Origin of the sequence: Methanobacterium sp. (assembly GCA_039666455.1) — an archaeon.
Taxonomy (GTDB): domain Archaea; phylum Methanobacteriota; class Methanobacteria; order Methanobacteriales; family Methanobacteriaceae; genus Methanobacterium_D.
Window position 1 is genome coordinate 21,275 of sequence record JAVSLW010000005.1, and the last position, 25,418, is coordinate 46,692.

General features: G+C 35.8%; 24 protein-coding genes. 7 read left to right on the forward strand and 17 right to left on the reverse strand.

Annotated elements, in window-relative coordinates; genetic code table 11:
• The first annotated feature begins 34 nt into the window (after window positions 1–34).
• A complete protein-coding gene (galE, locus tag PQ963_01350) occupies window positions 35–1,009 on the forward strand; it encodes a UDP-glucose 4-epimerase GalE (GenBank protein ID MEN4028317.1) in 975 nt (324 codons plus the stop codon).
• A gap of 6 nt (window positions 1,010–1,015) precedes the next feature.
• Here the strand turns inward: galE and PQ963_01355 are convergent, their stop codons facing one another.
• Both PQ963_01355 and PQ963_01360 read right to left on the reverse strand, forming a co-directional pair.
• Window positions 1,016–1,249: a DUF131 domain-containing protein gene (locus tag PQ963_01355; GenBank protein ID MEN4028318.1), complete on the reverse strand. Its 234-nt coding sequence runs from the start codon at window positions 1,247–1,249 to the stop codon at window positions 1,016–1,018.
• A 40-nt stretch (window positions 1,250–1,289) separates the two neighbouring features.
• Window positions 1,290–1,844, reverse strand: coding sequence for a THUMP domain-containing protein (locus tag PQ963_01360; protein MEN4028319.1), 555 nt, complete (start codon window positions 1,842–1,844; stop codon window positions 1,290–1,292).
• A gap of 259 nt (window positions 1,845–2,103) precedes the next feature.
• On the opposite strand from PQ963_01360, the gene PQ963_01365 reads away from it, so the two are divergent.
• Window positions 2,104–3,285: an RNA-guided endonuclease TnpB family protein gene (locus tag PQ963_01365; GenBank protein MEN4028320.1), complete on the forward strand. Its 1,182-nt coding sequence runs from the start codon at window positions 2,104–2,106 to the stop codon at window positions 3,283–3,285.
• Window positions 3,286–3,311: 26 nt separating this feature from the next.
• On the opposite strand, the gene PQ963_01370 is transcribed toward PQ963_01365, so the two are convergent.
• Entirely contained in the window at window positions 3,312–4,490 is a 1,179-nt protein-coding gene (locus PQ963_01370; GenBank protein ID MEN4028321.1) for an amidohydrolase family protein, read from the reverse strand.
• A 234-nt stretch (window positions 4,491–4,724) separates the two neighbouring features.
• On the opposite strand from PQ963_01370, the gene PQ963_01375 reads away from it, so the two are divergent.
• Complete coding sequence (locus PQ963_01375; protein MEN4028322.1) at window positions 4,725–5,165, forward strand: hypothetical protein; 441 nt, start codon at window positions 4,725–4,727, stop codon at window positions 5,163–5,165.
• Window positions 5,166–5,222: 57 nt separating this feature from the next.
• On the forward strand, window positions 5,223–5,714 hold the full coding sequence (locus PQ963_01380) for a hypothetical protein (protein ID MEN4028323.1): 492 nt from the start codon (window positions 5,223–5,225) through the stop codon (window positions 5,712–5,714).
• Between the two features lie 2 nt (window positions 5,715–5,716).
• On the opposite strand, the gene PQ963_01385 is transcribed toward PQ963_01380, so the two are convergent.
• The 3 genes from PQ963_01385 to metG form a co-directional block, all read right to left on the reverse strand.
• The gene (locus PQ963_01385; protein ID MEN4028324.1) at window positions 5,717–6,175 is read right to left on the reverse strand and encodes a helix-turn-helix domain-containing protein; all 459 of its coding nucleotides are present in this window, start codon (window positions 6,173–6,175) and stop codon (window positions 5,717–5,719) included.
• Window positions 6,176–6,259: 84 nt separating this feature from the next.
• Window positions 6,260–7,876, reverse strand: coding sequence for a DUF530 domain-containing protein (locus PQ963_01390; protein ID MEN4028325.1), 1,617 nt, complete (start codon window positions 7,874–7,876; stop codon window positions 6,260–6,262).
• Window positions 7,857–9,842 carry a methionine--tRNA ligase gene (metG, locus tag PQ963_01395; GenBank protein ID MEN4028326.1) on the reverse strand — a complete coding sequence of 662 codons (1,986 nt, stop codon included), beginning with the start codon at window positions 9,840–9,842 and terminating at the stop codon, window positions 7,857–7,859. Before metG ends, PQ963_01390 begins: the two co-directional genes overlap by 20 nt.
• A 761-nt stretch (window positions 9,843–10,603) precedes the next feature.
• Here metG and PQ963_01400 point away from each other — a divergent pair.
• The gene (locus tag PQ963_01400; GenBank protein MEN4028327.1) at window positions 10,604–11,698 is read left to right on the forward strand and encodes an inositol-3-phosphate synthase; all 1,095 of its coding nucleotides are present in this window, start codon (window positions 10,604–10,606) and stop codon (window positions 11,696–11,698) included.
• Between the two features lie 4 nt (window positions 11,699–11,702).
• Here PQ963_01400 and PQ963_01405 read toward each other — a convergent pair whose 3' ends face one another.
• From PQ963_01405 to nifH, 10 genes are all read right to left on the reverse strand, one after another.
• Entirely contained in the window at window positions 11,703–13,640 is a 1,938-nt protein-coding gene (locus PQ963_01405) for a molybdopterin-dependent oxidoreductase (protein ID MEN4028328.1), read from the reverse strand.
• A gap of 87 nt (window positions 13,641–13,727) precedes the next feature.
• On the reverse strand, window positions 13,728–13,916 hold the full coding sequence (locus PQ963_01410) for a 4Fe-4S binding protein (GenBank protein ID MEN4028329.1): 189 nt from the start codon (window positions 13,914–13,916) through the stop codon (window positions 13,728–13,730).
• Window positions 13,917–13,971: 55 nt separating this feature from the next.
• Complete coding sequence (locus PQ963_01415; protein ID MEN4028330.1) at window positions 13,972–14,283, reverse strand: NifB/NifX family molybdenum-iron cluster-binding protein; 312 nt, start codon at window positions 14,281–14,283, stop codon at window positions 13,972–13,974.
• A 28-nt stretch (window positions 14,284–14,311) separates the two neighbouring features.
• Window positions 14,312–15,712 (reverse strand): nitrogenase iron-molybdenum cofactor biosynthesis protein NifN, encoded by a 1,401-nt coding sequence (gene nifN / locus PQ963_01420; GenBank protein ID MEN4028331.1) that lies wholly within the window; start codon window positions 15,710–15,712, stop codon window positions 14,312–14,314.
• A 1-nt stretch (window position 15,713) separates the two neighbouring features.
• Window positions 15,714–17,288, reverse strand: a complete 1,575-nt coding sequence (gene nifE / locus PQ963_01425) for a nitrogenase iron-molybdenum cofactor biosynthesis protein NifE (GenBank protein MEN4028332.1) — start codon at window positions 17,286–17,288, stop codon at window positions 15,714–15,716.
• A gap of 105 nt (window positions 17,289–17,393) precedes the next feature.
• Entirely contained in the window at window positions 17,394–18,785 is a 1,392-nt protein-coding gene (locus tag PQ963_01430; GenBank protein ID MEN4028333.1) for a nitrogenase component 1, read from the reverse strand.
• On the reverse strand, window positions 18,782–20,218 hold the full coding sequence (locus PQ963_01435; GenBank protein MEN4028334.1) for a nitrogenase subunit alpha: 1,437 nt from the start codon (window positions 20,216–20,218) through the stop codon (window positions 18,782–18,784). The genes PQ963_01430 and PQ963_01435 overlap by 4 nt, the downstream gene beginning before the upstream one ends.
• A gap of 26 nt (window positions 20,219–20,244) precedes the next feature.
• Window positions 20,245–20,613 (reverse strand): P-II family nitrogen regulator, encoded by a 369-nt coding sequence (locus PQ963_01440; GenBank protein ID MEN4028335.1) that lies wholly within the window; start codon window positions 20,611–20,613, stop codon window positions 20,245–20,247.
• A 17-nt stretch (window positions 20,614–20,630) separates the two neighbouring features.
• Entirely contained in the window at window positions 20,631–20,948 is a 318-nt protein-coding gene (locus tag PQ963_01445; GenBank protein ID MEN4028336.1) for a P-II family nitrogen regulator, read from the reverse strand.
• A 14-nt stretch (window positions 20,949–20,962) separates the two neighbouring features.
• Entirely contained in the window at window positions 20,963–21,790 is an 828-nt protein-coding gene (nifH, locus tag PQ963_01450; protein ID MEN4028337.1) for a nitrogenase iron protein, read from the reverse strand.
• 486 nt (window positions 21,791–22,276) lie between these two features.
• On the opposite strand from nifH, the gene oadA reads away from it, so the two are divergent.
• Together oadA and PQ963_01460 are read left to right on the forward strand one after the other, a co-directional pair.
• Window positions 22,277–23,998: a sodium-extruding oxaloacetate decarboxylase subunit alpha gene (oadA, locus tag PQ963_01455; protein ID MEN4028338.1), complete on the forward strand. Its 1,722-nt coding sequence runs from the start codon at window positions 22,277–22,279 to the stop codon at window positions 23,996–23,998.
• An 84-nt stretch (window positions 23,999–24,082) separates the two neighbouring features.
• Window positions 24,083–24,772, forward strand: a complete 690-nt coding sequence (locus PQ963_01460) for a class I SAM-dependent methyltransferase (GenBank protein ID MEN4028339.1) — start codon at window positions 24,083–24,085, stop codon at window positions 24,770–24,772.
• 5 nt (window positions 24,773–24,777) lie between these two features.
• On the opposite strand, the gene queC is transcribed toward PQ963_01460, so the two are convergent.
• A partial coding sequence (queC, locus tag PQ963_01465; GenBank protein MEN4028340.1) for a 7-cyano-7-deazaguanine synthase QueC occupies window positions 24,778–25,418 on the reverse strand: 641 nt, incomplete at its 5' end.

Sequence of the window (25,418 nt, forward strand, 5' to 3'; positions counted from 1 at the left end):
AAGCTGATTCATAGAAAAAATCAGGGGTAAAATAATGATACTTATAGTAGGTGGAGCAGGATACATAGGCTCTCATTTAAACAAAGAAATCAGTAAAAAAGGTTATAAAACCGTTGTTTTTGATAATTTAAGTTATGGATATGAAAAATTCGTAAAATGGGGAATTTTCGAGCGGGGAGATCTTGGAGATATTGAAGATATAAGAAGAGTTTTTAAGAAGTACAGAATTGAGGCAGTGATGCATTTTGCTGCTTTCACTTATGTGGGAGAGTCTGTAGAAGACCCTCAAAAATACTACATGAACAACGTTAAAAATACGTTGAACCTCCTTCAGGTGATGCTTGAAGAAAATGTAAAATATTTTGTGTTTTCTTCAACATGTGCAACTTATGGAAATCCTGCCCGAATACCCATAACTGAAAACCATCCTCAAAATCCAATAAATCCATATGGGAAGAGTAAATTAATTGTCGAAGAGATACTGAAAGATTACAGTGATGCTTATGGCTTAAAATATGCTTCTTTGAGGTATTTCAATGCTGCAGGGGCAGATCCAGACTGTGAAATTGGTGAAATGCATGACCCTGAAACTCATCTTATTCCTCTGGTTTTAGATGCGGCTTCCTCCAAAAGAGAGGATATAAAAATTTTTGGGACAGATTACGATACTTCTGATGGTACATGTATCAGGGATTACATCCATGTAACTGATCTGGCTGATGCCCATATTTTAGCCCTTGAATACCTTCAAAAAGGAGGTAAAAGTGACATTTTTAACCTGGGTAATGGTAATGGCTTTTCTGTAAAAGAAGTTATTGAAACAGCTCGGGAAATAACTGGTAAACCGATTAAAGAGGTTGAAGTGGAGAGAAGACCTGGAGATCCCCCAGTTTTAATTGGAAGTTCAAAAAAGGCCATGGAAATACTGAAATGGAAACCAAAGTACCATGATCTTTCCAGGATAATTGAAACTGCATGGAAATGGCATAAGAAGGTGAACAATAGCTAAATTTTTCTAAGAGCCGCCCCTGTAAAACAATATGTAATATAAAACCATTAGTATAATTGCAAAAATTACACCAATAATAATTAAACGTTTATCATTCCCAAAAATGATTGGAATGGGCCCTATCATTATTACTCCACCAATATGTACTTCCTCTGTTTTTGAAGTTGATTGCAGCACCGATCCTATAAATATAATGATTATTCCAATGAATACAGCAATAATTCCTGCTATTATCAGCATACTGGTATTGATGGTATCACCTGAATTTTTGACTTTGAGCCTACCTTTTTTTTAAAATTTGATGCGGCTTTAGAACACTTATTCCAGTATCATCACCAACTACTTCAATTTGAACAACCCAATCAGGATTTTCAGTCTCTAAAGATTGAGGATCCAGAGATTCGTCTAATTTATCAAGGAGTTCATTGGTAACTGCATCAATTAATTCTTCTTTTGATTTTATATGCCTCCTTCCTCTTAAGTCAGCTCTAACTACAAATGAATCGCCAGGCTTCATTTTTTTCCGGGAAATGACCCATGCTTTCTCTAAAATAGTGTCAATGTTTGTTTTTACCACCACATCGATAGGGACAACTTTAGATATAACTGTTGTTGGAGTTTCGCTTAATATTGCCACTGCTTCTTCTGGATCCATTGTTAATTCCACAAGGACCACGTTAGGATACTGAGATTCTTTTATATAGAGAACGGGCTCATAACTTGAAAGAGCAAGCTCTATTTCCTCTATTCCAATTAATTCTTCACCAGTATAAGAATCTTTATGACCTTGAAGGGTTACAAGGAGATTAAAGCTATCTATTGGTTTAATATACACACCCCCAAATTAATATACCAATAAAAATTATATCAATATATATGTAACCCGGAGATATTAAAACTTTGTTATGTTTTACAATATGGGGGCTTTCAGCTTCTGTGCTGGACGCATTCTACAATTTATCTAATTTCTGAAAGAGTACTATGATTTCTATAAGTCATTAGATGAATTTTCAGATTAATACTTAAATCAAAGGGTTAAATACTGTGAAAACATGTATTATAATAAATAATGAAACCAGAATTAGACAAAAACGATGAAAACCGTGACCAAATCCTATAAATATAGAATATATCCGAATAAAGAGCAACAGGATATATTAGAATTTAACATGGGCAGCGCACGCTTTGTTTTCAACCATGTTAAAGTCATGTATGAAGTATATAGAAAACAGGCAGTGGAATATGGTTTAAAACCAGTATATGCAAACAGGAAACTGTTTAATAACATATTAAATGATTTAAAGAAGCATCATCCATTTTTAAAAGAAGCTAACAGCACAGCCCTTCAAAAAGCATATGATAACCTCAATGCCTATAAAATGATGGGTAAAGGAAATGGATGGGTAAAATTCAAATCCCGTAAAAATCCTGTGCAATCATTCAGAACCTTAAACGCTAAAATAGTGGAGGGGAAATTGAAATTACCCAAAATTAAGAGCCTAATCCCTATGAAGTACAGTCGCAAAGTTCGTGGAGACATATTAACTGCAACCATCAGTAGAAACAACTCTAACCAATATTTTGTAAGTTTCAATGTTAAAAACAGTCCTGTTAAACAATTAAAGAAAACTAATCAAGTAGTGGGCATTGATCTTGGATTAAAAAATCTGGCAACATTTAGTAACGGCTTTAAAACAGGTAAAATCCATTTAAAAGAGGTTGACAACAAAATAAGGAGATATAATCAAATCATAAGTAAAAGAGTTAAGAATGGGTGTAATTGGCTGAAAGCGAAAACCAAGCTTAACCAATTATACTGGAAGAAAAAGAATATTATAAATGATTTTCTACATAAAACAACAACACGAATAGTACAAGAATTTGATAAAATCTATGTTGGAAATGTGAACAGCCAGTTAGGATTGAAAAATAAGTATTTAGCAAGAACTACAGCAGATCAACACTGGTTTGAGTTCAAGCGACAATTAGAATATAAGTCTGATTGGTATGATAAACATTTCAGAGTTGTTAATGAAAAATACACTTCTAAAACTTGCAGTAATTGTGGATATGTTACAGAAGTTTTGGATTTGAATATTCGCAGATGGATATGTCCTGATTGTGGTTGTGACCATGATAGAGATGTTAATGCTGCACGCAATATGAAAACCTTGAATGACAAACAACGTCATTCAAGGTTTTTTCTAACCGTAGGAACTACGGGGATTGCCTTTGGTAAAACCAGTAAAATAACTGGTGGATTAGGAATCCATTGACCTCTTCAGGTCATGGTAGTTCAAATCTATACACTATTGTATCCCCCCACACCACACTCATAAACAATACTTCCTTTGTTTAAAATTTTCCATACATTTCTTGCATCTGCCCTGTTTACAATTGCAGATACTGCATCATTAACCGGATTCATATTTCTTAAAGGCCGGATAAATAATAGATCTGCATCTTTACCAACCTGTATAACTCCTGAATTAAGATTCAATATCTTTGCAGGGTTTAATGTAACCATTTTAAGAATTTCATTTGGAGAAATTGTATCAACACGTTTATGTGTAACATTCATAATTTTTAGGGTAAATTCCATCTCCCTAAATAGATCTGGTGAGTTAAGCATAACATTATCAGTTCCAAGTGCAACAGGCACGCCTCTTTCAAGAAATTCTTTCACTGGTGGAACTCCCACTCCAAGAATAGAGTTGCATCTGGGGCAGCATACAACAGGTATTTTATTTTTAACTATATGTTCAATATCTCCCTCAAACAGGTTGGTGGCATGCACAATAAATTCAGGTTTTAATTGAATTGCTCTTTCTATTTCAGTTTTTCCTGTAATTTTAAGCGATCGGTTTTGTGATATAACATGCTCCCCTGCATGGATCACCTGTGGAAGGTTTAATTTTTCTATTTCTTTTAATACAGATTCTGAAAACTCCCCCACTCCACTTAATCCCACACCGTCACATTTTCTGGCATTTTCATACACGGAATCTATGATCTGCTGATTAAATTCATTTTTTTCTATTTCCAAGTCAGTTTGAGCAATCGGTGGTTCATAATAGATTTTAGCTTTTTTGTAGATATCTGCCTGTTTTGATATATCTGGATTATTTGAAAATTCAAAAAAACTGAGGATTCCATTTGATAACATCTCATTTACAACTTCTGTTGCAGATTTTAGAAGTTCTGTAAAAGGAGTTTCTCTTAAAATTTGCTGTTTAAGTCCATCAGGAGGCCTGACCAGCTCATCCAGGGACATTGATCCAATTTTCTCTTTTGCAGGTGAATCAAGAATGTGTACATGTGCATTTATCAGTGCAGGCATTATGATTGAGTTTTTAGCATCTAAATCTCCTTTAATACTTCCCTTTCCAATTTCAGTTATTATTCCCTCTTCGATTTTAATGTATCCTTTGATTAAATCGAAGTTAGGCCCATAAAGAATTTGTGCATTGTAGATTATCATGGTTTATAAGGATGTTAGGTTTAAAGACAGTTGTTAGAGATATGTTGTCTCTACAGGTTATAAAGATTATGGAGGACCTTAATCGCTGGAAAAATCTACTGTGCCAGAATCCTTCATGTTCTGTATAGTTTAAATGTAACTCATGAAGTTCGTTAGAATGTACTAATTAACACAAAGAAATGCTAAAGCATCAATACCGCAATTTTTAAGTAGTTTTACAGAGATATCAAACTTATGGACAGGAGAGGAATTATCAGCACTGACCTTATCTTTGCATCCATTATAATTCTTGTAATTATAAGCAGTATCATATCAGTTGCATCAGAGAGAATTGATGCTGCCTCAACTACTGATGAGCTTGGAAATGCTCGTATGATTGTAGAATATGTTGCAGGAGCCATTAATAAAGTTTATAACGGAGGGAATGGCCATGCAGTAACTTTAAGTTTACCTGCAAATATTTCAGGTGAAAGTTATGATATCAGGGTCAATTCTTCAGGTGTTTTTATTCTAATTGATGGAGATACTGGTAAATCATTTATAAGTCCTAAAAAAATCTCATCCAGCGATAGATTAATAGAAAACACAGTTTCAATGAAGGGGAATCAGAATTACACTATTAGAAATGTTAAGGGTTCTGATGGAAACAGCTGGATAGTTATCTCTACAATTTAAGTTAGTCAGTGCTTTATTAAGGATAATTATATTAATATTAATAACCAGTAATGATTCATGGATGCCCGGGGCCAGGTAAGCATAGAACTGGTTTTTTTAACAGGTTTTATCATGGTACTGGTGATGGGAATCACCTCCTACCTGAGTGAGGATGTTGAATTAAATCAGGCCATGGCTGCAGCACGAAGTGGGGCAATAGAAGGTGCAAATGTTAATAGTTTTGCTATTTATCCTGAAGATGCTTTTGATAAATACAATAAAGAACGTCCATGGTTTCTTAATCCTGGTAATGTTAAAATTATAAAAGTAGAATATGAAAATCGTGGATTTAATGCAACCTACAACAAAACCTGGATTCAGCTTCGTATTACTGCTTCCGGCCCCACCCTAAAGAACCACGACAAAAATCCATTAGGCGATCGTATTAATTATTATGCTCGAAAGAGAATAAGCGAATCATTTGGAACATCAGACCAGACCAATATTGTTTATAACCCTTCATTTTCAAACAGGTATGTTTTCACAACTCGGGATGTAAAATGGATATAAAATCAACGCTTAATAAGGTCGTAAATAGTCCTTAATGGAATATTCAGCTTTTGGGATATTTCTTTTGCTGAAAACCCCTCTTCATGTAATTTTTTAACCTCATTTTCTGTTTCTTTAGAATATTTAGGCTTTCTCCCACGCTTTAATTCCATATCTTTTAGATAGTAAACAGTTTTCAGTGGTATATCCAGCTTTTGGGATATTTCTTTGGGGATAAACCCTTCCATTAACATGTCATGGATTTTTCGAGCTTCTTTAGCACCGTATTTCTTTGGCCTGCCTCTTTTTGTCACCGGCTCAACTTCAATTCCCAGTTCGGAGAGTGCATCCAGATACTTCTTTGAAGTTCTGATATAAAGGCTCTGGGGGGATTTTATTTTCTTAAGATCAGGATACTTATCCAGAAGTTCCATGATTACCTGTGAAGATAATGGTTTATTAACATATATCTCACGGCTCAAAATATCACCATATAGGTAAATTTGATATTACAATAAGATAAATTTTACTGTGAATGTGTTAAAAAAGTTAATTAAGAGGTCAAATTATTTTTTGATAAGATTCAGGAACTGTTTTGCTTTTTTACTTGGTTTTCTGAAAGTTTCAATTTTATCCCTCTCTTTTAAAACTTTTGAACTATTTACATGGAATAAATAAGCTGCTTTTTCAATAGATAAATTAGCAGAAGTATTTAAAATCGCTGCACCTAAAGCAGGCGGGTTCGATTTAACATGAAGGCCTTTAACCTTATTTTCAATTTCAAACTTTCTGGCAACCACTTCTTTAATATCCAGAATATATTCAATTCTTTCATCAGTATATTTCTTTAAAATAGCAACAACTTCCTTATCAAAATCCTGGAATGCCTTTAATTGATTTGTATCAAGGTTTGGACGTAGATTAGGAAACGGTCCAGAATATTTGTTCCTCCGGTCATATGAAGTTGTTAAATAGTACTTTGCGATGTCCCATAAAATCAATACCCTCGGCATTTCAATAAAAAGCTTCCTCTTTATTTTTCCTCTTGTATCTATGTCATCTTGAAGCTCTTTATCCATAACATTATTATAAAGGTTATTCTCTCTTAATAACTCTATCAATTTATCTTCTTTCAATAAATTCCTTTCTTCAACATCATCTACTATTGAAGCAGCAAATGCAGCGGCTTTTTTAAGTGAGTCATCGTAAATTTTAACCTTTTCTTTATTTTTTAAAACCACATCCAGAACATTTTCCATGATTCTATCTGCAATTTCAGCAGCACACTTCACATACGCTATTGAAAGAGCTGTTTGAACATGCCGATCATTTATAATAGCTGGTTTTTTCCGGTGGAACTGTAAAAATTCTATACGTGCATTAGGGCCATATTCCTTTCTAATTTCCCGCTCATAATTCTTATCATCTTCAGCATCCATGTGCACTCTTTTTCTAATCCATCTGCCGTCTTCAAAAACTTTCACCACAAGGGAAAGTGTTTTTACTATGCCTCTTTTTTCGTGTTTAAGGATTCTAACAATGTTCCTGAATGCTTCTCTCCCTAAAGAGGGCAGATCAGACATTCTAAGCATGTATTCTCCAGATAATGGCAAGTATTTTATAATGTCTAATCTGTATACTCCATTTTTATTCTGCTCTAATACCAGGTCAGTAGCTCCGCATGTGCATTTTTTAGATTCGACCAGTTCAATCTGGTGTCTTTTAAACTGTTTTTTACATATTTTACATTTTATAGTTGCAAATTCCTCCAGATGTCCTATTGCAATTCTATGCGATGCTATGGATGATTTAACTCTATCTAAAATGTTTTTTTTAGCTGCAGCTTTCATTCTGAAGTACTGTGTTTGACGGGAAATATCATGAACTTCATCTGCCCTTAATTCAGTTGTAATAAAATGAGAAGGGCGAATTAGAGAACGATATGGGGCTTTATATCCTTTTATCTCCATGGTATCTCTAAAATCATATAGTTCCTCCATGTTATCTTTAAGATAATGATATATAACAATAAAGCTTTCAAAGTCCTTTATTTTATCTACCTGGACTCTTTGACGCTTTATTTTCTCGAGAAACTTCTCAGCCCGTGCAATTAAAACTGATTCGCTCATTTTATTTCCAATTTCCATGGTGTTATTAATGTATTTATTTAATTTTTTCCCCAATTTCAGCGTCTGAAGCTTTTAAAACACTTAAATTACGAGATGTTGCCAGGATCATACCTTCTGATTTTATTCCAAAGAGTTTAGCAGGCTTTAGATTGACAAGCACCACTACTTTTTGTCCTGTTATCTCTTCTGGAGAGTATTTTTTAGCAAGACCTGCAACGATCTGTAATTTCTTTTCTTTAACATCTACTTTTAATTTTAATAAGTTTTCTGAGCCTTCTACGCGTTCAGCTCCAGCTATTTCACCTATTCTTAAATCGATTTTAGCAAAATCTTCAATGCTTATAATGTTTTTCATGTTTTCATTGTCCTTTAAATTTTTGTAAAGTTCTTCTTTTTCCTTATTTATTATCTCATCTTCAATTTTTTTAAATAATGGTTCAGGTTTACCAATTTTATGACCTGCAGGAACAAATTCAGATGCTTTAATCCATCTACAAGTTTCAAAATTTTCTAAATTCATCATTTCAACGATTTGGACTGCTTTTACTGGCATATAGGGAGTTAAAATTACAGCAAAGGTTTTTGCAAGCTGATTACATAGATATAAACAGTTTGCAGCTTTCTTTGAATTCTCTTTTACAGCCTTCCATGGCTCCTGGTCATTAAAATATTTATTAGCGAATTTTGCAAGTCTGATTATTTCAACAAGTCCTTCTCTAAACTTAAAATTTTCAATAAGCTTGGAAACAACCTCCGGAATTGCTTTTATTCTTTTTTTAAATTCTTCATCGTATTCATCAAGTTCACCAGGTTCTGGAATTTTTCCCTCAAAGAATCTGTCTGTAAATGAGAAAGTTCTGTGTAAAAAATTCCCCAAAACATCAGCAAGTTCGTCATTAACCCTTCGCCTGAAATCATCCCATGAAAAGTCAGTGTCACGATTTAAAGGGGCATTTATAACGAGGTAATATCTTAGAATGTCTGATTCAAACTTTTCAAGAAATTCAGATGCCCAAATTACCCAGTTTTTACTTGTTGACATTTTTCTGCCTTCAAGTGAGAGATATTCCCCGGCAATCACGTTTGCTGGAAGTTTACATCCATATGCCATGAGTAATGCAGGCCAGAATATTGCATGATGATATATAATGTCTTTACCAATAAAATGAACAGCTTTATCATTCCAGTAATCTTCCCAAGCTTTATTTTCATTTCTACTCCACTGTGCTGCTGCTGATATGTATCCAAGGAACGCTTCTCCCCACACATATATTATTTTACCCTCAGCTTCCTCCAGTGGAACAGGTATTCCCCATTCCATATCTCTTGTAAGGATCCAGTCTTTTAAACCTTCTTTAATCCACCCGAGAGCGTAATTTTTTACATTTGAGGGTAATTCCCTATTTTTAGTTATCCATTCATTTAAAGATTCTTCAAAATGGCTTAATTTAAAGAAATAGTGTGTAGATTCTTTAATTTCAGGAGTGGAGCTGCAAATAAGACATGCTGGTTCTTCAAGCTGGATAGGATCCAAATGTCTTCCACATGATTCACAGTGGTCTCCTCTTGCCCCTTCTCCTTTACAATGAGGACATATCCCTTCTATGTATCTATCCGGTAAAAATCTTTTACATTCCTCACAATAAGGCTGTTTTATTGCTTTTTCATATATATATCCATTTTCATAGAGTTTTAAAAAGAAATTTTGTCCTATTTCATAATGGATAGGGTCAGTGGTCCTTGAAAAGTAATCAAAAGATATGTTACACGCATTTAAATCGTTTTTAATCATTTTATGAAATTTATCTGCAATTTCTTTAGGAGACTTTCCTATTTCTTCTGCCCTGACTGCAATTGGAGTTCCATGTTCATCTGTGGCACAAACAAAAAGCACTTCAACGTTATTCATCCGGTTATAACGTGCATAAATATCTGCAGGTATGTAAGTTGATCTTAAGTGTCCTAAATGACAGGGTCCGTTTGCATAAGGGAGTGCGCTGGTAATAAATACTTTACTCAAATTTAATTCCTCCTTACTAAAATATGAGTAACATTAACTTTAAAATTCAGTGATTTAAATTATAATAAGCTTAAATTCACTTTAGAAGCTATTGTATAATTATTAAGTCCTGTTTAAACAGTCTTGAAAGCACGAATAAATTACTGAACAAATATAAAGTTTCTGGATCTAATTACAAGATCGTAAAGTGAATGATATTTTTGTGCAGTGTAATATATTTAGTATTGCAACAAAAAACACTGGCATGATAATTTATTGAATGGTGGTATATTAAATCTTTCGAAAAGCCAGAGGTTTTTCGGGGCCAGCAAGCTTTCAGAGGATATAATCAAAAACATGTTATATTCATCTCCAAACACAATTTACGGCAAAAAACCATCATTATCATCTTATTAATGCTTGTAGTTTAAATACAACACTTACCAGGTATGCACAAACTGTTATGGTGCTCCTTAGAAAGAACCATCAGACACAGGCTTCGTAATCCTGAATTAGATGAGAGATATTAATCGTGCTTGAAATAAAACTACTTTATGAAGGTACTGATAATAAATTTTATCACATATTTTGAATTTAAATAGTTATTAAACCCAATAAACAATCAGGAGTTGATCGAAACATTTAATAGTATTATTAACTAATTCTCTTTAAAAGAGAATAGAATATTAGATAAGAACAGAATAAATAAAATAAATTATAATATTAATTTTAAATAATTTAAAATACATATTAACGTTTTTAAAGTGCTAGAAGGTGTTCATTTGGAGAAGATAAAAATAGCAGTAGTTGGTATCGGTAACTGTGCAAGCTCATTAATTCAGGGAATTCATTATTACAGGGATAAAAATAGCGATGATGCCATTGGACTCATGCACTGGGATATTGGAGGATTTACGCCGGGCGATATAGAAGTGGTTGCTGCCTTCGATATAGACAGGAGAAAGGTTGGAAAAGACGTAAGTGAAGCTATTTTTGCAAAACCAAACTGTACAACCGTATTTTATCCCGAAATCCCAAAAACAGGAGTTAATGTAGCTATGGGGAAAATACTTGACGGTGTTGCCCCCCATATGGACAAATATGATAATGATTATACTTTTTTAATTGCTGAAGAGGAAGAATTTGATATTACAGGAATTTTAAAGGAAAGTGGGGCAGAAATACTTGTAAACTATCTCCCAGTAGGCTCTGAAGAAGCAGCGAGGTTCTACGCACAATGTGCACTTGATGCTGGTATTGCATTTATAAACAGCATGCCTGTTTTCATTGTAAGTGACAGTGAATGGGCAAGTAAATTTGAAGAAAAAGGAATTCCTATTGTGGGTGATGATATAAAAGCCCAAATTGGTGCTACAGTTATTCACAGAACATTAGCTACCTTATTTCGAGAAAGAGGAGTTAAATTAGAGCGTACTTACCAGTTAAATACTGGTGGAAACACAGATTTCCTCAACATGTTAAACAGAGACCGACTTGATTCAAAGAAAGAATCAAAGACAGAAGCAGTTCAATCAGTGCTTGCTGAAAGACTGGATGGCCCAAATATCCATATCGGCCCAAGTGATTACGTTCCATGGCAAAAAGATAATAAGCTGTGTTTTCTTAGAATGGAAGGTAAAACCTTCGGCGATGTTCCCATGAACATCGAATTAAGGCTCAGTGTTGAAGATTCACCGAATTCAGCCGGATGTGTGATTGATGCAATCCGATGCTGTAAATTAGCCCTCCAAAGAGGTATTGGTGGCCAGTTAACTTCAATTTCAGCTTACACCATGAAACATCCACCAGAACAGTTTATAGATGAAAAAGCATATGAAATGGTGAACGAGTTTATTGAAGGGAAAAGGGAAAGATAGTTCCCTAAAGTTTTTCAAGCCTGACAAATGTCTCGTTATAAGGAGTACCATTTCCAAGCTCGCTTATCATGTCTTCAGTTAAAACATTGACGCATTTATTGTATTTTAACCATCCACCAGTTTTTGTAAGAACATAATCTTTTCTAAGCTCTTTATTTTCAATTAATTTTACAATTAGGCTTCCAACAGATGATTCAAGAAGTGCCTCCTCTCCATCATCGATTTTTTTTTCTTTTAAAATATCTGGATGTACCTGAACTTCCAAAACACCATGCTTCTGTTCATTTCGAGGAATATCAGATAATATCCATCTTTTAGGCATTATTGAGAGTAAACGAAGAGGGAATTTATCATTATTGCATTCATTGTATTCAAATTCTTGAATGAATTCAAACTTACCTGAGGGAGTTTTAAATTTTCTGTCCATATATGGAGTTTTTGGAGCTGAAGGTACTCTGACTGGCATATTTTGGAGTTTTTCAAGTGATATTCCCTGTTTTATTAAAGGTAAAGCCAGTTTCAAAAGCCATTCTTTTGGAGTTCCGGCCATCTCCTCTTCAAATCCAAGTCTTATGGCCAGTTGTTGAAATATCCATAGTTCAGACTTAGCTTCACCAAGAGGTTCGACTGCAGGATTTATTGGAGTTACATAGTTACTTCCATAGCTTCCAAGGAGATCTTCATCTTCAAGAAAGGTGGTTGCAGGTAAAAATAGATCTGCAAGCTCTGTTGTATCATTCAAAATATGATCAACAGCTATCATGTAATCTGCACTTTTAAATGCTTTTTTTACCATTCTAGAATTTAGATTCATGGCAACCGGGTTTCCAGCACTTATAAAGATTAGTTTAATCTGTGGATTCTGTGCCTTTAAGATGGCATCACCAATTGTGGGCATAGGGAGTTTCCTTGTATATTCAGCAAGTTCTGCGCCTTCCAGTGAATTATCAAAAAATCCAAATTCTTCAAAACCCTGACTAACACCGCCGCCAGAAATACCAATGTTTCCAGAAATTGCAGCCAGTGCATCAATCATCCGAAATGTTTGATGGCCTTTCAAGTATCTATGCACCCCCCAGCCTAAAATTATACTACCTGGACCTTCAGCATAAATTCTGGCCAACTCTTCAAGTTCCTTAACTGAAATATCACATTTAGATGCAAGATAAGGAAGACTGAATTCATCAAGAATTTTTTTATACTCTTTGAAGTTTACAGCATGATTATTTATGAAATCATGGTCTACAAGTTCTTCTATAAGTAAAATTTTAGATAATGCCATTGCAAGGAATGCATCAGAATCTGGAGATGGCTGAAAATGCATATCTGCCCTTTTTGCAGTTTCTGTTTTAACTGGATCTATTGCAATTATTTTGGCTCCATTTTTTCGGGCTTTTTTAAGAATTTTCCATAAGTGGATATCTGTAACTGCTGGATTTCTGCCCCAGATGAGGATAATTTTGCTGTTTAAATGATCAAAAGGATCATGAGATATTCTTTCCCCAAAATCAAGTTCCTGACCTGCCTGGCCAATTCCTCCACAAACTGTGCCATATAGGGTTGAAACTCCTCCAAATGCATTGAAAAATCTTCGGTTAAGGATTCTAAGTGCTGTACGAGCTCCAAAACCCTGATAATAAAGAATAGATGTGCTTCCATATTTTTCTTTAGTTTCTTTAAGCTTATCTGCTGCAATATCCAGAGCTTCGTCCCATTCAATCTTTTTCCATTCTCCATTTTCTTTTAAAAGAGGATGAAGGATCCTTTTTGGACTGTAAAGTTTATTTTTCAGGTAATTTTTAGTACTAGCACATAAAAATCCTGCTGTAAATTTGTGTTCCCTGTTTCCAGTTAATTTAACCACTTTTCCATTTTCCACGTGGGCAACAACACTACATGCGCCTGGACAATCACGAGTACAGGCTGTAATTACTGTTTTCAAAAAAATTACCTCCAATTAATATAATATGCGCCTAAATCTATAAAAAAATAATTATTTTATTTTAAAAAAATGAAAAAAAATGTGGGTTTATTCTTCAAGTGTTATAGCGTCATTAGGACAGACATCTGTGCAAATCTCACATAAGCTGCATTCATCCTCGCATTTTATTACTATCTTTTTGCCTTCAAGTACAAGAACTTCCATTGAGCAAACATCTACGCATTCTCCACACTCTAAACCATCACATTTTTCATAATCTAATTTTACTTTGCCCATTTGTCTATCTCCTTGTTTTTTAGTAAATTTGAATGAAAAACTTCATATTATTTTGTTATTTTGAAAGATAATCTTTAATTGCTCCCCTAATTTCTCCTTGATGTTCCATTGCCTCTATTCCTTCATTTTGAAGTGCTTCTTTAGGTTCAGGTCCAATTTTACTGCATAAAACTACCTGGCAATCGTTTACAAGTTCCAGAGATTGTCTCCACCTGTCGGAATGATCATTAATGGGTTTTCTGGGTTTTTCTCTAAGTTCAACGAAGTTAACCTGATTCCCATCAACCTCAAATATAAGGCAATGAGAAGCATCCCCAAAGTGTAAATTTACAGTTTTACCATTATTTGAGGCAACCGCTATTTTCATAATTAATCTCCTTCTTTTAGCCTTATTATTAAGTTTCTATTTCATGTCCAGACTCATCATAGTAGTTTTCTAGAATTATGTTAGCCAGAGTGTCAACCAAACCAATCCCTGCTTTATAACCAACCATCGGCATTCTCTGGGCACCTAAACGGTCATATATAGGGAAGCCCATTCGCAAATGTGGTATATTTTCCTCTTTAGCTATTCGTGCACCATAGGAATTTCCAATAAGCAGATCCACAGGATTCTCTTTTATCTGCTGGTGAAGGTCATAAAGGTCGCATCCTTCAAGAACTACGGGATGTGAACAACTTTCTTCTGCTACAATTTTCATATCGTCAAGGAAACGTTTGCTTTTTGGCCCTGTACAGACTATGGCAGGGATCATTCCTAATTCAGCTGTAAAACGGGCTAATGCTGCTACCACATCAGGATCACCATAAATAGCGACCTTTCGTCCGTAGTTATATGGATGAGCATCCACCATAGCATCTATAAGCCTTCCTCTTTCTTTTTCAAGTTTAACTGGAACTTCACATCCATTAAGCTTGCAAATTGAGGATATAAAACTATCAGTACTTTGTAATCCCACAGGCAGAAATCCTGAAATAGATTTAACATCAAATCTTTTCTCAAGGAATTTTGCCCCGGAATCAGCGTGTCTACAAAGAGATACGGTAGCTTTTGAATTGGCTGCATCTTTTATTTCATCTACAGCAGTCCCTTCTGATGGAAGGAATGAAACTGAATCAGTATGTGGTGCATCCAGAGATTTTGAACTATCGGTAAGTATTATACTTTCAATGTCCAGAAGTTCCAGAATTTCTTTAACTTCTCTGATATCTGCAGGTGATATATTTCCAGTTATGAAGTTAATTTTACCATTAGGTTCGTCAAGACATGCTAAATTTTCTATAAGCGATTTAATCGCCTTATCATAACCATCCACATGGGATCCAGCATAACTTGGAGTGGATATTGGAACAATTGCAGGTAGTTCCTCATCAGGATGTTTCTGCCTAAATTTACCGATTATAAGGCTCATATCATCCCCTACAGTCTCGGTAAGACAACTTGAGGTGACACCTATGATTTCAGGTTTGTACTCTTTCCATATTGTCTCCAGAGCCTTTAAAAGGTTTGCTTCTCCGCCGTAAACCACAGTTCCTTCACTCATGGAAGTGGAAGAAACATTTACAGGCTCTCTGAAATGCCTGCATAATTGAAACCTCATGTAAGTGCTGCAGCCCTGGGAGCCGTGAATTAGAGGCATTGCACCACGAACTCCAAGCAGAACCTGTACTGCCCCCATAGGCTGGCACATTTTGGAGGGATTGATAACTGCAAAGTGTTTGTTAGGGATTGGCCTGTGAATTTCACCACAAATTCTTGAATTTTTGATTATGCCATCACCTGTATTTTCATTCATTTCAAATCCCCTGATATTTTTTTGGAGTGAATTTCCACACAGGACTTGATACTGCCCTGTCAAGTTCTTTAGCAAAATTTATGAATCCTTTAAAACCTGCAAAGGATGTTATTCTGTCATGGTTAAAGTCACAAAATGGTATTCCCAATTTATGAGTCATATACTTCTCTTTTGCACCAGAAATGACCAGATCTGGCTGATATTTTTGAAGGAGTCTGGATAATTCCATGGAATTAGCATCATCTACAACAAGAGTTCCTTCGCTTACAGTTTCCATAATGCGTTCGTAATCTTCAGGAAGGCCATTTTGAGTACCGGTCATGATAACCTTCATTCCAAGCTCTTCAAAAGCCCTAATAAGGGACCATGCCTTATTACCTCCAACATAAACTGCAACTCGTTTACCAGTTAACTTCTTTTTATAGTGGCTTATTTTGGATCTTACTGTTTCTATTTCAGTTCTGATTAGTTCATCTGTTTTTTCAATCATTTCTGGATTCCCAAAGAACTCAGAAATAATTTTAAGCGATTTAGCAGTGTCATCTATACCAAAGAAGTTCACTTTGAGATAGGGTATGCCGTATTTTTCTTCCATCTGCCGGGCCAGATAGTTGGATGATTTCTGGCACTGCACTATGTTCAAATCAGCGTGATGTGCCTTAGCTATATCTTCAACACATGAATCACCAGTTAGAACCGATAGAACTTTTACTCCCATCTTTTCTATGAGAGGTTTAATTGCCCAGAGGTCTCCAGCCACGTTGAATTCCCCCACTATGTTCAGGGTTGGCTGTGTACTGATTTCACTCTTAAGTTTACTATCCATCTCTCCAGTACCTATCAGATAATCCAGCATGGCATCACAGGCCAGCTGGTGCCCTAACGATTTGTTGAAGCTCCTGAATCCTTCTGATTGCACAGGGATAACTCTGCATTCAGTAACTTTTTCAGCTTCTCTGCAAACTGCTTTTAAATCATCACCGATTAGACCCACAACACAGGTAGAGTAAACAAATATGGCTGAGGGTTGGTAGAGGCTGTTAAGCTCAATTATAGTACTGAATAATTTTTTCTCCCCTCCAAATACTATATCCTTCTCTTCAAGGTTGGTGGAGAACCCTGTTTTATAAAGATCCTCTCCTGAAGTTCGGCTACCTCGAATATCCCATGTGCATGATGCGCATCCTATAGGTCCGTGGACAAGGTGTATGGCATCGGTGATGGGCATGAGTACTACTCGAGCTCCGCCGTAAACGCATGACCTCTGGGTGACTATTCCCGGTACTGAAGCTGTGTTACAACACGGCCCCCCTTCATCTTCGCTTTTTTTTATGCACATGTGATCCAGACGAGATTCAAGAGTCTTAATGATGGATTCAGGAACATGATCAACAACAATCTCACCATTAGAAGCTTTATCAGGCGATGAATCCTTTATTAATGAGTATGGTTGGCTATTTTGTAACATATCTGGTTGATTGAATGAATTTATAATCTTTCCATTATTATCTGATTTTTCAGAGTTTTTTGGAGATTTAACTGCATTTTGCATTTTTTTACCTTTAAAAAACCGCATTTTTTACCCCTATACATTTAAAACATACTATTTTCAAAAATAGTGATTCAAGCCATTTGAATTGGATTATTAAAATGGCTTTGAGGGATTTAGTAAGAGTTTAGTCTATTGCTGGAGCTTCCAGTATTCATTATCATCATAGCATTTTTCAAATACTGTATTTGTTATTCTGTCCATGAGGTTAACTCCACCATTGTATCCAACTACAGGTACTCTGTGATATCCTACTCGGTCATAAACAGGAAATCCAACCCTTATAAGCGGAATATCAAGTGATTTAGCGAATAATCTTCCATCAGAATGGCCAATCATAAGATCTACTGGATTTTCTTGTAGATGTGTTTCTAAGTCCCTTAAGTCGCTTCTTATCAATACGTCTACAGGTTCGTCTGATTCTTTAGCTACTTTTTTCATCTCTTCAACAAATTCTGGGCTTTCAACACCAGTACAGACCACTGAAGGGATCATACCTAATTCCGAGACAAATCTAGCAATCCCTGAACTTATTGCCGGATCTCCAAACACCGCGACCTTTCGTCCAAATAGATATCTTGATGCAATGTCCGCCATTGAATCTATGAGCAGTCCTCTTTCATCTAAGATTGCATCTGGGATTTCTAAACCTGTGAATTTCTTTAAATTCCTCAAGAACTGGTCGGTGTTTTGAACTCCAATAGGTATTGGGCCAACTGCTGCAGGAACATCATATTTTTTCTCCAGTGATACAGCACCAGAACCTGCATATCCACATAAAGAGATTGTACCAAGACTATTTGAAGTATCACAGATTTCTTCTACTGTTGTTCCTCCTTTTGGATAGAATGGTTTCATTTCTGTTGCAGACGGTCTTAAAGGCGAATCAAAGGGATCTGAAATATCTGTAAGAAACAGTCCTTCAATACCCATCAAAGCAAGAATATGTTTTATTTCTCGTATATCTCCCGGGCTTACAATTCCTGGAATTATATTAACTTTGTCATTAGATTCACCTGGATCACGAGCTAAATTATCAACCAGTGCTTTAATTGCATTGTCATAACCTTTAAAATGGGTTTCAACAAAACTTGGAGTACTTATTGGCACAATTTTTACTTTTTCTGCCTCTTCCTCCCCCATTCTCTCTTTCATCTCTTTTTTGGCTACTTTAATGAATCCATCCATGTCATCTCCAATTATCTCACTTGAACATGTACTGATTGCCCCTATTAAACTCGGTTTGAACCTCATTGCAAGATTTCCAATACCAGATATCAGATTTCTTCTCCCACCAAAAACTGCAGCATCTTCGTGAAGTGATGTTACAGCAATTTCAGAGGGTTCACGGAAGTGGCGGGCGAAAGCATATCTAACAAATGTAGAACATCCCTGGGCACCATGTACCAATGGAAGTCCTCTTCTTATTCCTGTAACTGCATACATTGCTCCCATTGGCTGGCAGGTCACAAGAGGATTAATTACAGAAGTTCTCTCTTTTTTAATTACATTTGCACAGCTCATTCTATTACCTCCTCTTCACTTTCTTCCAATTCTTCTTCAAATTCAATCATATTCCATACAGGACTGTAAATAGCAGCATATATGTCACGGGCAAGGTTCAGGAATCCTTCAAAGCCTATATACGGTCCGTTTTCATATGAATGAATTAAAATACCGGGCACTCCAAACTTATGGGCCTTGTATTTCTCCTTTACACCAGAAAGGATTATATCTGGCTTATAGACCTCAAGAATTTCTTCAAATTCCAGTGAATTTGGATCATCAATTATGACTGTTTCTTCCCCTACACGTGCTTTAATTTTCTCATATCCGTCTTCGTGTTCAAACATTGTTGATACTGCCACTGTTTCCATTCCAAGCTCTTCTTTTAATGGTTCAGGAAAATGCCAGTTTTTAGGACCTCCAGAAAACATCCATACTTTCTTTCCCTGAAGTTTTTCTTTATAGAAATCTAACTCCGGTTGTATTTCTTTCATTTTACGTTCTATAAGCTTTTTAGCATTTTCTTCAAGGCCAAAATATTTTGCGACAGCCATCAGGTTTTCTGCACAGTATTTTGGGCCGAAAAAGTCCACTTTAATGTAAGGGATGCCATATTTTTCCTCTATTAAGTCAGCTATGTAATTTGCAGATCTCTGACATCTTACCAGGCTTAATTTAGCCCTGTGCATCCAGCATATCTCATCATGACTGCTATCTCCAGTAAATCTTGAGAGTATATTTATACCTATCTCCTTCAGGTAGGGTTCCAGGATCCAGTTGTCTCCATCTATGTTATATTCACCAATCAGGTTCACATCATAGGGTGTTGTCTCAGGTGGCTCTTTTGTACCTACAAGGCGATTAAAGAAGGTTATATTACCCTCGTGGTGTCCTTTAGATTGAGTAGGGCCTGAAAATCCTGGGACATTGAATGCCACAACATCTTTACCCAGTTCTTCTGACAATTGTTTTGCAACAGCATCCATATCATCCCCTATAAGTCCTGTAGTACATGTGGCGTAGGTATAAATAGCGCCAACAAATGGAAATTCCTTAGCTGCTTCTAATATTGATTGTCTGAGTTTTTTCATTCCTCCAAAAACCACATCTGATTCTTTAAGGTCTGTACCCATGCAGTATTTCAGGTTGAAGTTTTCTACTGGAACTTTATCCCCGTTTGGAAGATCAGGTGAAGTTGGGTACCTTTTACTTCCACTGCTGTTAGTAGTGCATCCTACAGGAGCATGAACTATATGAACAACGTCCTTTATGGCTCCACCTATTACTCCCCTGATCCCTGCAAATGAGCATCCGCGCTCGGTCATGCATCCAGGAATGGTCGTAGTATTACATTTAGGGATATGTTCCACAGGATCTGCTGAATCTTTCACATAAACATGTTTTTCTCTATCTGGAATTTCTTTATCAACTTCAAAAAGTTTGTAAGGCATATCTACTCCCCTTAATAAATTGTAATCTATAAAATTGCTTCTTCTCCATGTTCATTTGTCCTTATTCTTACAGAATCATCAATTGGGCAGACAAATAATTTACCATCACCTATTTGCCCTGTCTGATTAACCCTCATTATAGATTCAACTACAAGAGAAGCGTCTTCATCGGGTACAACAAGTGATATTAGCCGTTTTGGCATGTATCTCATGCTACCTTCTTCTTTTAGAAGTTCCTGTTCATTTATGTCGAAGGATACCTCCCCTATTATTGCTTTCTGTCTCCCTCTTCCCATGACCCTGTGTGCAGTCATTGCTGGAAATCCAAGGGCACTTAAAACTTCTTTTGTTTGAGTCATTTTATTCGGACGTATAATGGCAATAATTTCTTTCATCTTTACACCTCTACGTCTTAAAGACCCTTGCTCCTTGTTCTTACAGTGTATACCTCATCTACAGGACTTACGAATATTTTTCCATCGCCAAAACTACCTGTAAATGCTGATTCATTTATTATATCGATTATTGCGTTAGTATTTTCATCTTCCACAACAAGTAAAAGCATTGTTTTTGGTAGTTCGTCGTAGTAAATCTTGTCAATTCGAATTCCTTTTTGTTTACCCCTACCAACGACATCCATTTTTGTAAGCGCTACGTATCCTGCATCTGCCAGTGAATCTACCACTTCTTCTGCTTTTTCTGGTCTTATAATTGCTCTAACCATTTTCATTTTTACACATCCATTTAATCTATAAGGCCGTATTTTACAACCAGCTCTTCCAGTTCTTCCATGGTCATTGGTTTTGGAATAACGAAACTCTTGTTGTTTATTATTTTATCAGCCAGTGTTTTGTATTCGTTAGCCTGGTTGCATTCTGGGTCAAATTCTATCACTGACTTTTTGTTGAATTCAGCTTTCTGGACTATGTTGTCCCTTGGAACGAAGTGAATCATTTGAGTACCAATTTTTTCACAGAATTCTTCAAGAAGCTCTCTTTCACCATCCACGTTTCGACTGTTACAGATGATTCCCCCAAGTCTTACTCCACTTTGTTCAGCGTATTTTACCATGCCTATACAGATGTTGTTTGCAGCATAAAGTGCCATCATCTCTCCAGATGCCACTATATAAATTTCTTCAGCTTTACCATCCCTTACAGGCATTGCAAAACCTCCACAGACAACATCCCCTAAAACATCGAAGAATACAAAGTCCAGATCTTTTTCATATTCTCCATACATTTCCATTAATGTAATCGCGGTTATTACACCTCTTCCAGCACACCCAACACCAGGTTCAGGACCTCCAGATTCAACACATTTTATTCCTTCAAATCCAGTTTCCATGACGTTATCAGGAGTACACGCTTCCTCTCCTTCTTCTCTTAATGTGTCCATCATGGTGGTCTGCATTTTACCCCCTAATATCAGACGGGTACTGTCTGCTTTTGGATCGCACCCGTGAATCATGACTTTCTGGTCATGGAAGTGTGCCATGGCGGCTGCGGTGTTTTGTTGTGTTGTGGATTTTCCAATTCCACCTTTTCCATAAATTGCTACTTTTCTTACCATAATAGACCCCCCTATTTCTTGTTTTTTTTTCTCCATAATCGGAAATATGCTTCCTGCTTCCGACAACACTAACTTGGTTTTCATTCCTTATAAATTTTTCGATGGAAATTGCTGAAAATAAAGATTTTTTTTTAAACGAAACGCAGTTATATGCGTTTCAATAAAAAAAGACTTTTTCTGGATTTTAATCATGAATTGACCCATAAAACACTAATAAAACAGCGTCACAAGAATTTAAAGATTTCTGGCGTTTACAAAATGTAACATGCGAATCTCTCGCTGCATACAAAATCAGAGGTTTTAAGGCCCGAAAACCATATTTTCAATGAGTTTTAGAAATTCTAAAACTTTAATTTAAACAACGGCATGTACAGTTAATTAAAACGTGGAAATCATCACGATTAATAATGGAAATAATTTATAAGGCAGTTAAGACTAAATATATTGAGATATTTAATTTTCAATTCAATTACTTGAGGGACATAGATGAAAAAGATAAAGATCATTGAAACAGCATTCAGGGACGCACATCAATCTCTACTTGCAACAAGAATGAGGACAAGAGATATGCTGCCAATTGCTGAAGAGATGGATAAGGTAGGATATTTCTCACTGGAATCATGGGGAGGGGCAACATTCGATACATGCATACGCTACCTGAATGAAGACCCATGGGAAAGACTCAGAGAACTTAAAGAGCATATAAAGAAGACTCCACTTCAGATGCTACTTCGTGGCCAGAATTTAGTTGGATACAAACACTACCCGGATGATATAGTAAGAAAATTCGTTGAAAAGTCCTATGAAAATGGGATTGATGTTTTCCGGATATTTGACGCACTTAATGACATTAGAAATATGGAATATGCCATTAAGGTCGCACATGAACAGGATGCTCATGTTCAGGGAGTAATATCATATACAGTGAGTCCATACCATACATTAGAAAAATATGTGGAATTTAGTCGGGAATTAGAAGAATTAGGATGTAATTCAGTAGCTATAAAGGATATGGCAGGATTAATTTCACCTCATGACACTTATAAACTTGTTAAAACTCTTAAAGAAGAAACTGATTTAATAGTTAATCTGCATTGCCACTGCACAAGCGGTATGACTCCTATGAGTTACTATGCAGCCTGTGAGGCAGGTGTAGATCTTTTAGATACTGCAATATCGCCATTATCATGGGGAGCATCACAGCCCCCAACAGAAAGTATTGTAGCTGCACTTCAAGGTACTCCATACGATACAGGGCTTGATTTAAAACTTTTAACCCGTATTAAAAAGTATTTTGAAGAAATACGTCAGAAATACAGCGGGATACTTGACCCCATCTCTGAAAAGGTGGATACTGAAGTCCTTATCTATCAAATTCCTGGTGGAATGCTTTCAAACTTTGTATCGCAGCTAAAAGAGCAGAATGCGCTTGATAAATATGAAGAAGTGCTTGAAGAAGTGCCAAAGGTAAGAAAGGATCTTGGATACCCTCCACTTGTAACTCCAACAAGCCAGATAGTTGGAATTCAGGCAGTTATGAACGTATTAGGTGGAGAAAGATATAAAAATGTTTCAAAGGAAGTTAAAGATTATCTGAAAGGTTTGTATGGAAGGCCCCCTGCTCCAGTTAATGAAAATGTGCGGAAAAAAATTATTGGTGATGAAAAACCAGTAACTGTAAGGCCGGGAGACCTTCTTGAAGGCGAATTCGAAAAATATAAAGAAGAAGGAGAAAAATTAGGAATCATCAAAAAAGAAGAAGATATTTTAACTTATGCCCTTTACCCTGCAGTTGCCCCTAAATTCTTAAAAGGTGAAGCAGAAGAGGAAGAATTAAAGCCCCCTACAAATGAAAATACCTGTGAAACACCGGCTATGGTTCCCGCAGAATACGCAGTTGATGTGGACGGTGAAGTTTTCAATGTTAAGGTTCTTCCAGTTGGATATATGGAAATTAAAAGTGCTGAAGCTGTTAAGACACCTTCAGGACCTGTTGAAGGTGAAGTCACTGCCACAATGCAGGGAATGATCCTTAAACTCAAAGTAGATAAAGGAGATAAGGTAAATGAAGGAAATGTGGTTGCAGTACTTGAAACAATGAAAATGGAGAATGATATCCATGCTACAATCTCTGGAATTGTAGAGGAAATCTTCATTAATGAAGGTGATACCGTAAACGCTGGTGATACTTTAATGGTAATAAAATAAAACCTGTAGCTTTTTCTATTTTCATTAAATTTTATTTCTTTTAAAACGTTTAATTATTTAGTTTTTAATTATGGAGTGATTATTTTGAAAAAATCAAATAAAGTAAAGGCTCATTTTGAAGAAGAAGCCAGAGAATTTGATGAAATCATCCTGAAATTAATTCCACAGTATAAAGATATGATAAATGCATTAATCAGCTCAATACCACTTAATAATGATGATTCAATAAAAGTTCTTGATCTTGGGTGCGGTACTGGCAATATAACAAAAACTCTTAAAGGAAGATTCCCTAATGCTCAGTGTACTTGCTTAGATCTAGCTGAAAACATGATTGAAATGGCTAAAATTAAATTAAATGAGTATAATGATATAAATTATGTTATTGGAGATTTTTACAGCCTTGAATTTTCCGAAAATTATGATGCAATTGTCTCTTCCTTAGCATTGCATCATCTTGTAACCGATGACGATAAAATTGAATTCTACAAAAAGATATATGGTGCTTTAAATGATGGAGGCGTGTTTTATAATGCTGACGTGGTTTTAGGCTCAAATGAATATCTTCAAGATCTATACATAAGTAAATGGAAAGAATTCATGAATTTAAGCGTCAGCATGAGAGAAATAGATGAAAAATGGATACCTGCTGCAGAAGACGAAGATCACCCGGCAAAATTAATGGATCATCTCGATTGGCTTCGTGATTTAGGTTTCAGGGATGTTGATGTAATTTGGAAGTATTATGGTGGTGCAGTTTACGGAGGATACAGGTAATTTTTTTATCTTCCTGCTTTCTTAAATGCCCTTATACGTCTCATACATGACTCACAAATTCCACAAGGATCTTCTTCGCCTATATAGCAAGAATAACTTAAATCAAACGGGGCATTTATTTTAACACCGAGTTTTACGATTTCATCTTTATTTAAATCAATAACAGGAGCTTCAATTTGAACACCATCAAGTGTGCCAATTTTTAAAACTTCATTAAATGCGTTTAAGAATTCTTTTGAATTATCGGGGAATGTGACTGCCTCTTCAAGGTCCCAACCTACAATAATTATTTCTGCGTCTTCTGCTTCTGCAAATGAGGTTGCTATGGCCGTAAACACTACATTTCGTCCTGGAACCCATACGCATCTTGCTGTTTCATCACATATTTCTTTATTATCAAGTTCATCTGCTTTAAGTTCTGGAACCTCAGTATCAGATGTTAGCGCTGATTTTCCAAGCTTTTTAAGCCACGGAAGTTCTACAATTGTGTGTTCAATCCCTAATTTTTCACATATTGCCTTTGAAGATTTTATTTCCATATCTGCACTTCGCTGCCCGTAGTTAAAGGTAATTGCATGAATATCATATTTATCCTTGAAATATGCTGTTGCAACTGTTGAATCAAGACCTCCTGAAAGGACTGATA

What these genes read in the sequence shown, in the direction of transcription:
- PQ963_01430 (MEN4028333.1), bottom strand. Translation starts at nt 18,785, where the DNA reads ATGAGCTGTGCAAATGTAATTAAAAAAGAGAGAACTTCTGTAATTAAT.
- nifN (MEN4028331.1), bottom strand. Translation starts at nt 15,712, where the DNA reads ATGAATGAAAATACAGGTGATGGCATAATCAAAAATTCAAGAATTTGT.
- PQ963_01440 (MEN4028335.1), bottom strand. Translation starts at nt 20,613, where the DNA reads ATGAAAGAAATTATTGCCATTATACGTCCGAATAAAATGACTCAAACA.
- PQ963_01355 (MEN4028318.1), bottom strand. Translation starts at nt 1,249, where the DNA reads ATGCTGATAATAGCAGGAATTATTGCTGTATTCATTGGAATAATCATT.
- PQ963_01445 (MEN4028336.1), bottom strand. Translation starts at nt 20,948, where the DNA reads ATGAAAATGGTTAGAGCAATTATAAGACCAGAAAAAGCAGAAGAAGTG.
- nifE (MEN4028332.1), bottom strand. Translation starts at nt 17,288, where the DNA reads ATGCGGTTTTTTAAAGGTAAAAAAATGCAAAATGCAGTTAAATCTCCA.
- galE (MEN4028317.1), top strand. Translation starts at nt 35, where the DNA reads ATGATACTTATAGTAGGTGGAGCAGGATACATAGGCTCTCATTTAAAC.
- PQ963_01415 (MEN4028330.1), bottom strand. Translation starts at nt 14,283, where the DNA reads ATGAAAATAGCGGTTGCCTCAAATAATGGTAAAACTGTAAATTTACAC.
- PQ963_01370 (MEN4028321.1), bottom strand. Translation starts at nt 4,490, where the DNA reads ATGATAATCTACAATGCACAAATTCTTTATGGGCCTAACTTCGATTTA.
- nifH (MEN4028337.1), bottom strand. Translation starts at nt 21,790, where the DNA reads ATGGTAAGAAAAGTAGCAATTTATGGAAAAGGTGGAATTGGAAAATCC.
- PQ963_01410 (MEN4028329.1), bottom strand. Translation starts at nt 13,916, where the DNA reads ATGGGCAAAGTAAAATTAGATTATGAAAAATGTGATGGTTTAGAGTGT.
- PQ963_01380 (MEN4028323.1), top strand. Translation starts at nt 5,223, where the DNA reads ATGGATGCCCGGGGCCAGGTAAGCATAGAACTGGTTTTTTTAACAGGT.
- PQ963_01375 (MEN4028322.1), top strand. Translation starts at nt 4,725, where the DNA reads ATGGACAGGAGAGGAATTATCAGCACTGACCTTATCTTTGCATCCATT.
- PQ963_01435 (MEN4028334.1), bottom strand. Translation starts at nt 20,218, where the DNA reads ATGCCTTACAAACTTTTTGAAGTTGATAAAGAAATTCCAGATAGAGAA.
- PQ963_01365 (MEN4028320.1), top strand. Translation starts at nt 2,104, where the DNA reads ATGAAAACCGTGACCAAATCCTATAAATATAGAATATATCCGAATAAA.
- oadA (MEN4028338.1), top strand. Translation starts at nt 22,277, where the DNA reads ATGAAAAAGATAAAGATCATTGAAACAGCATTCAGGGACGCACATCAA.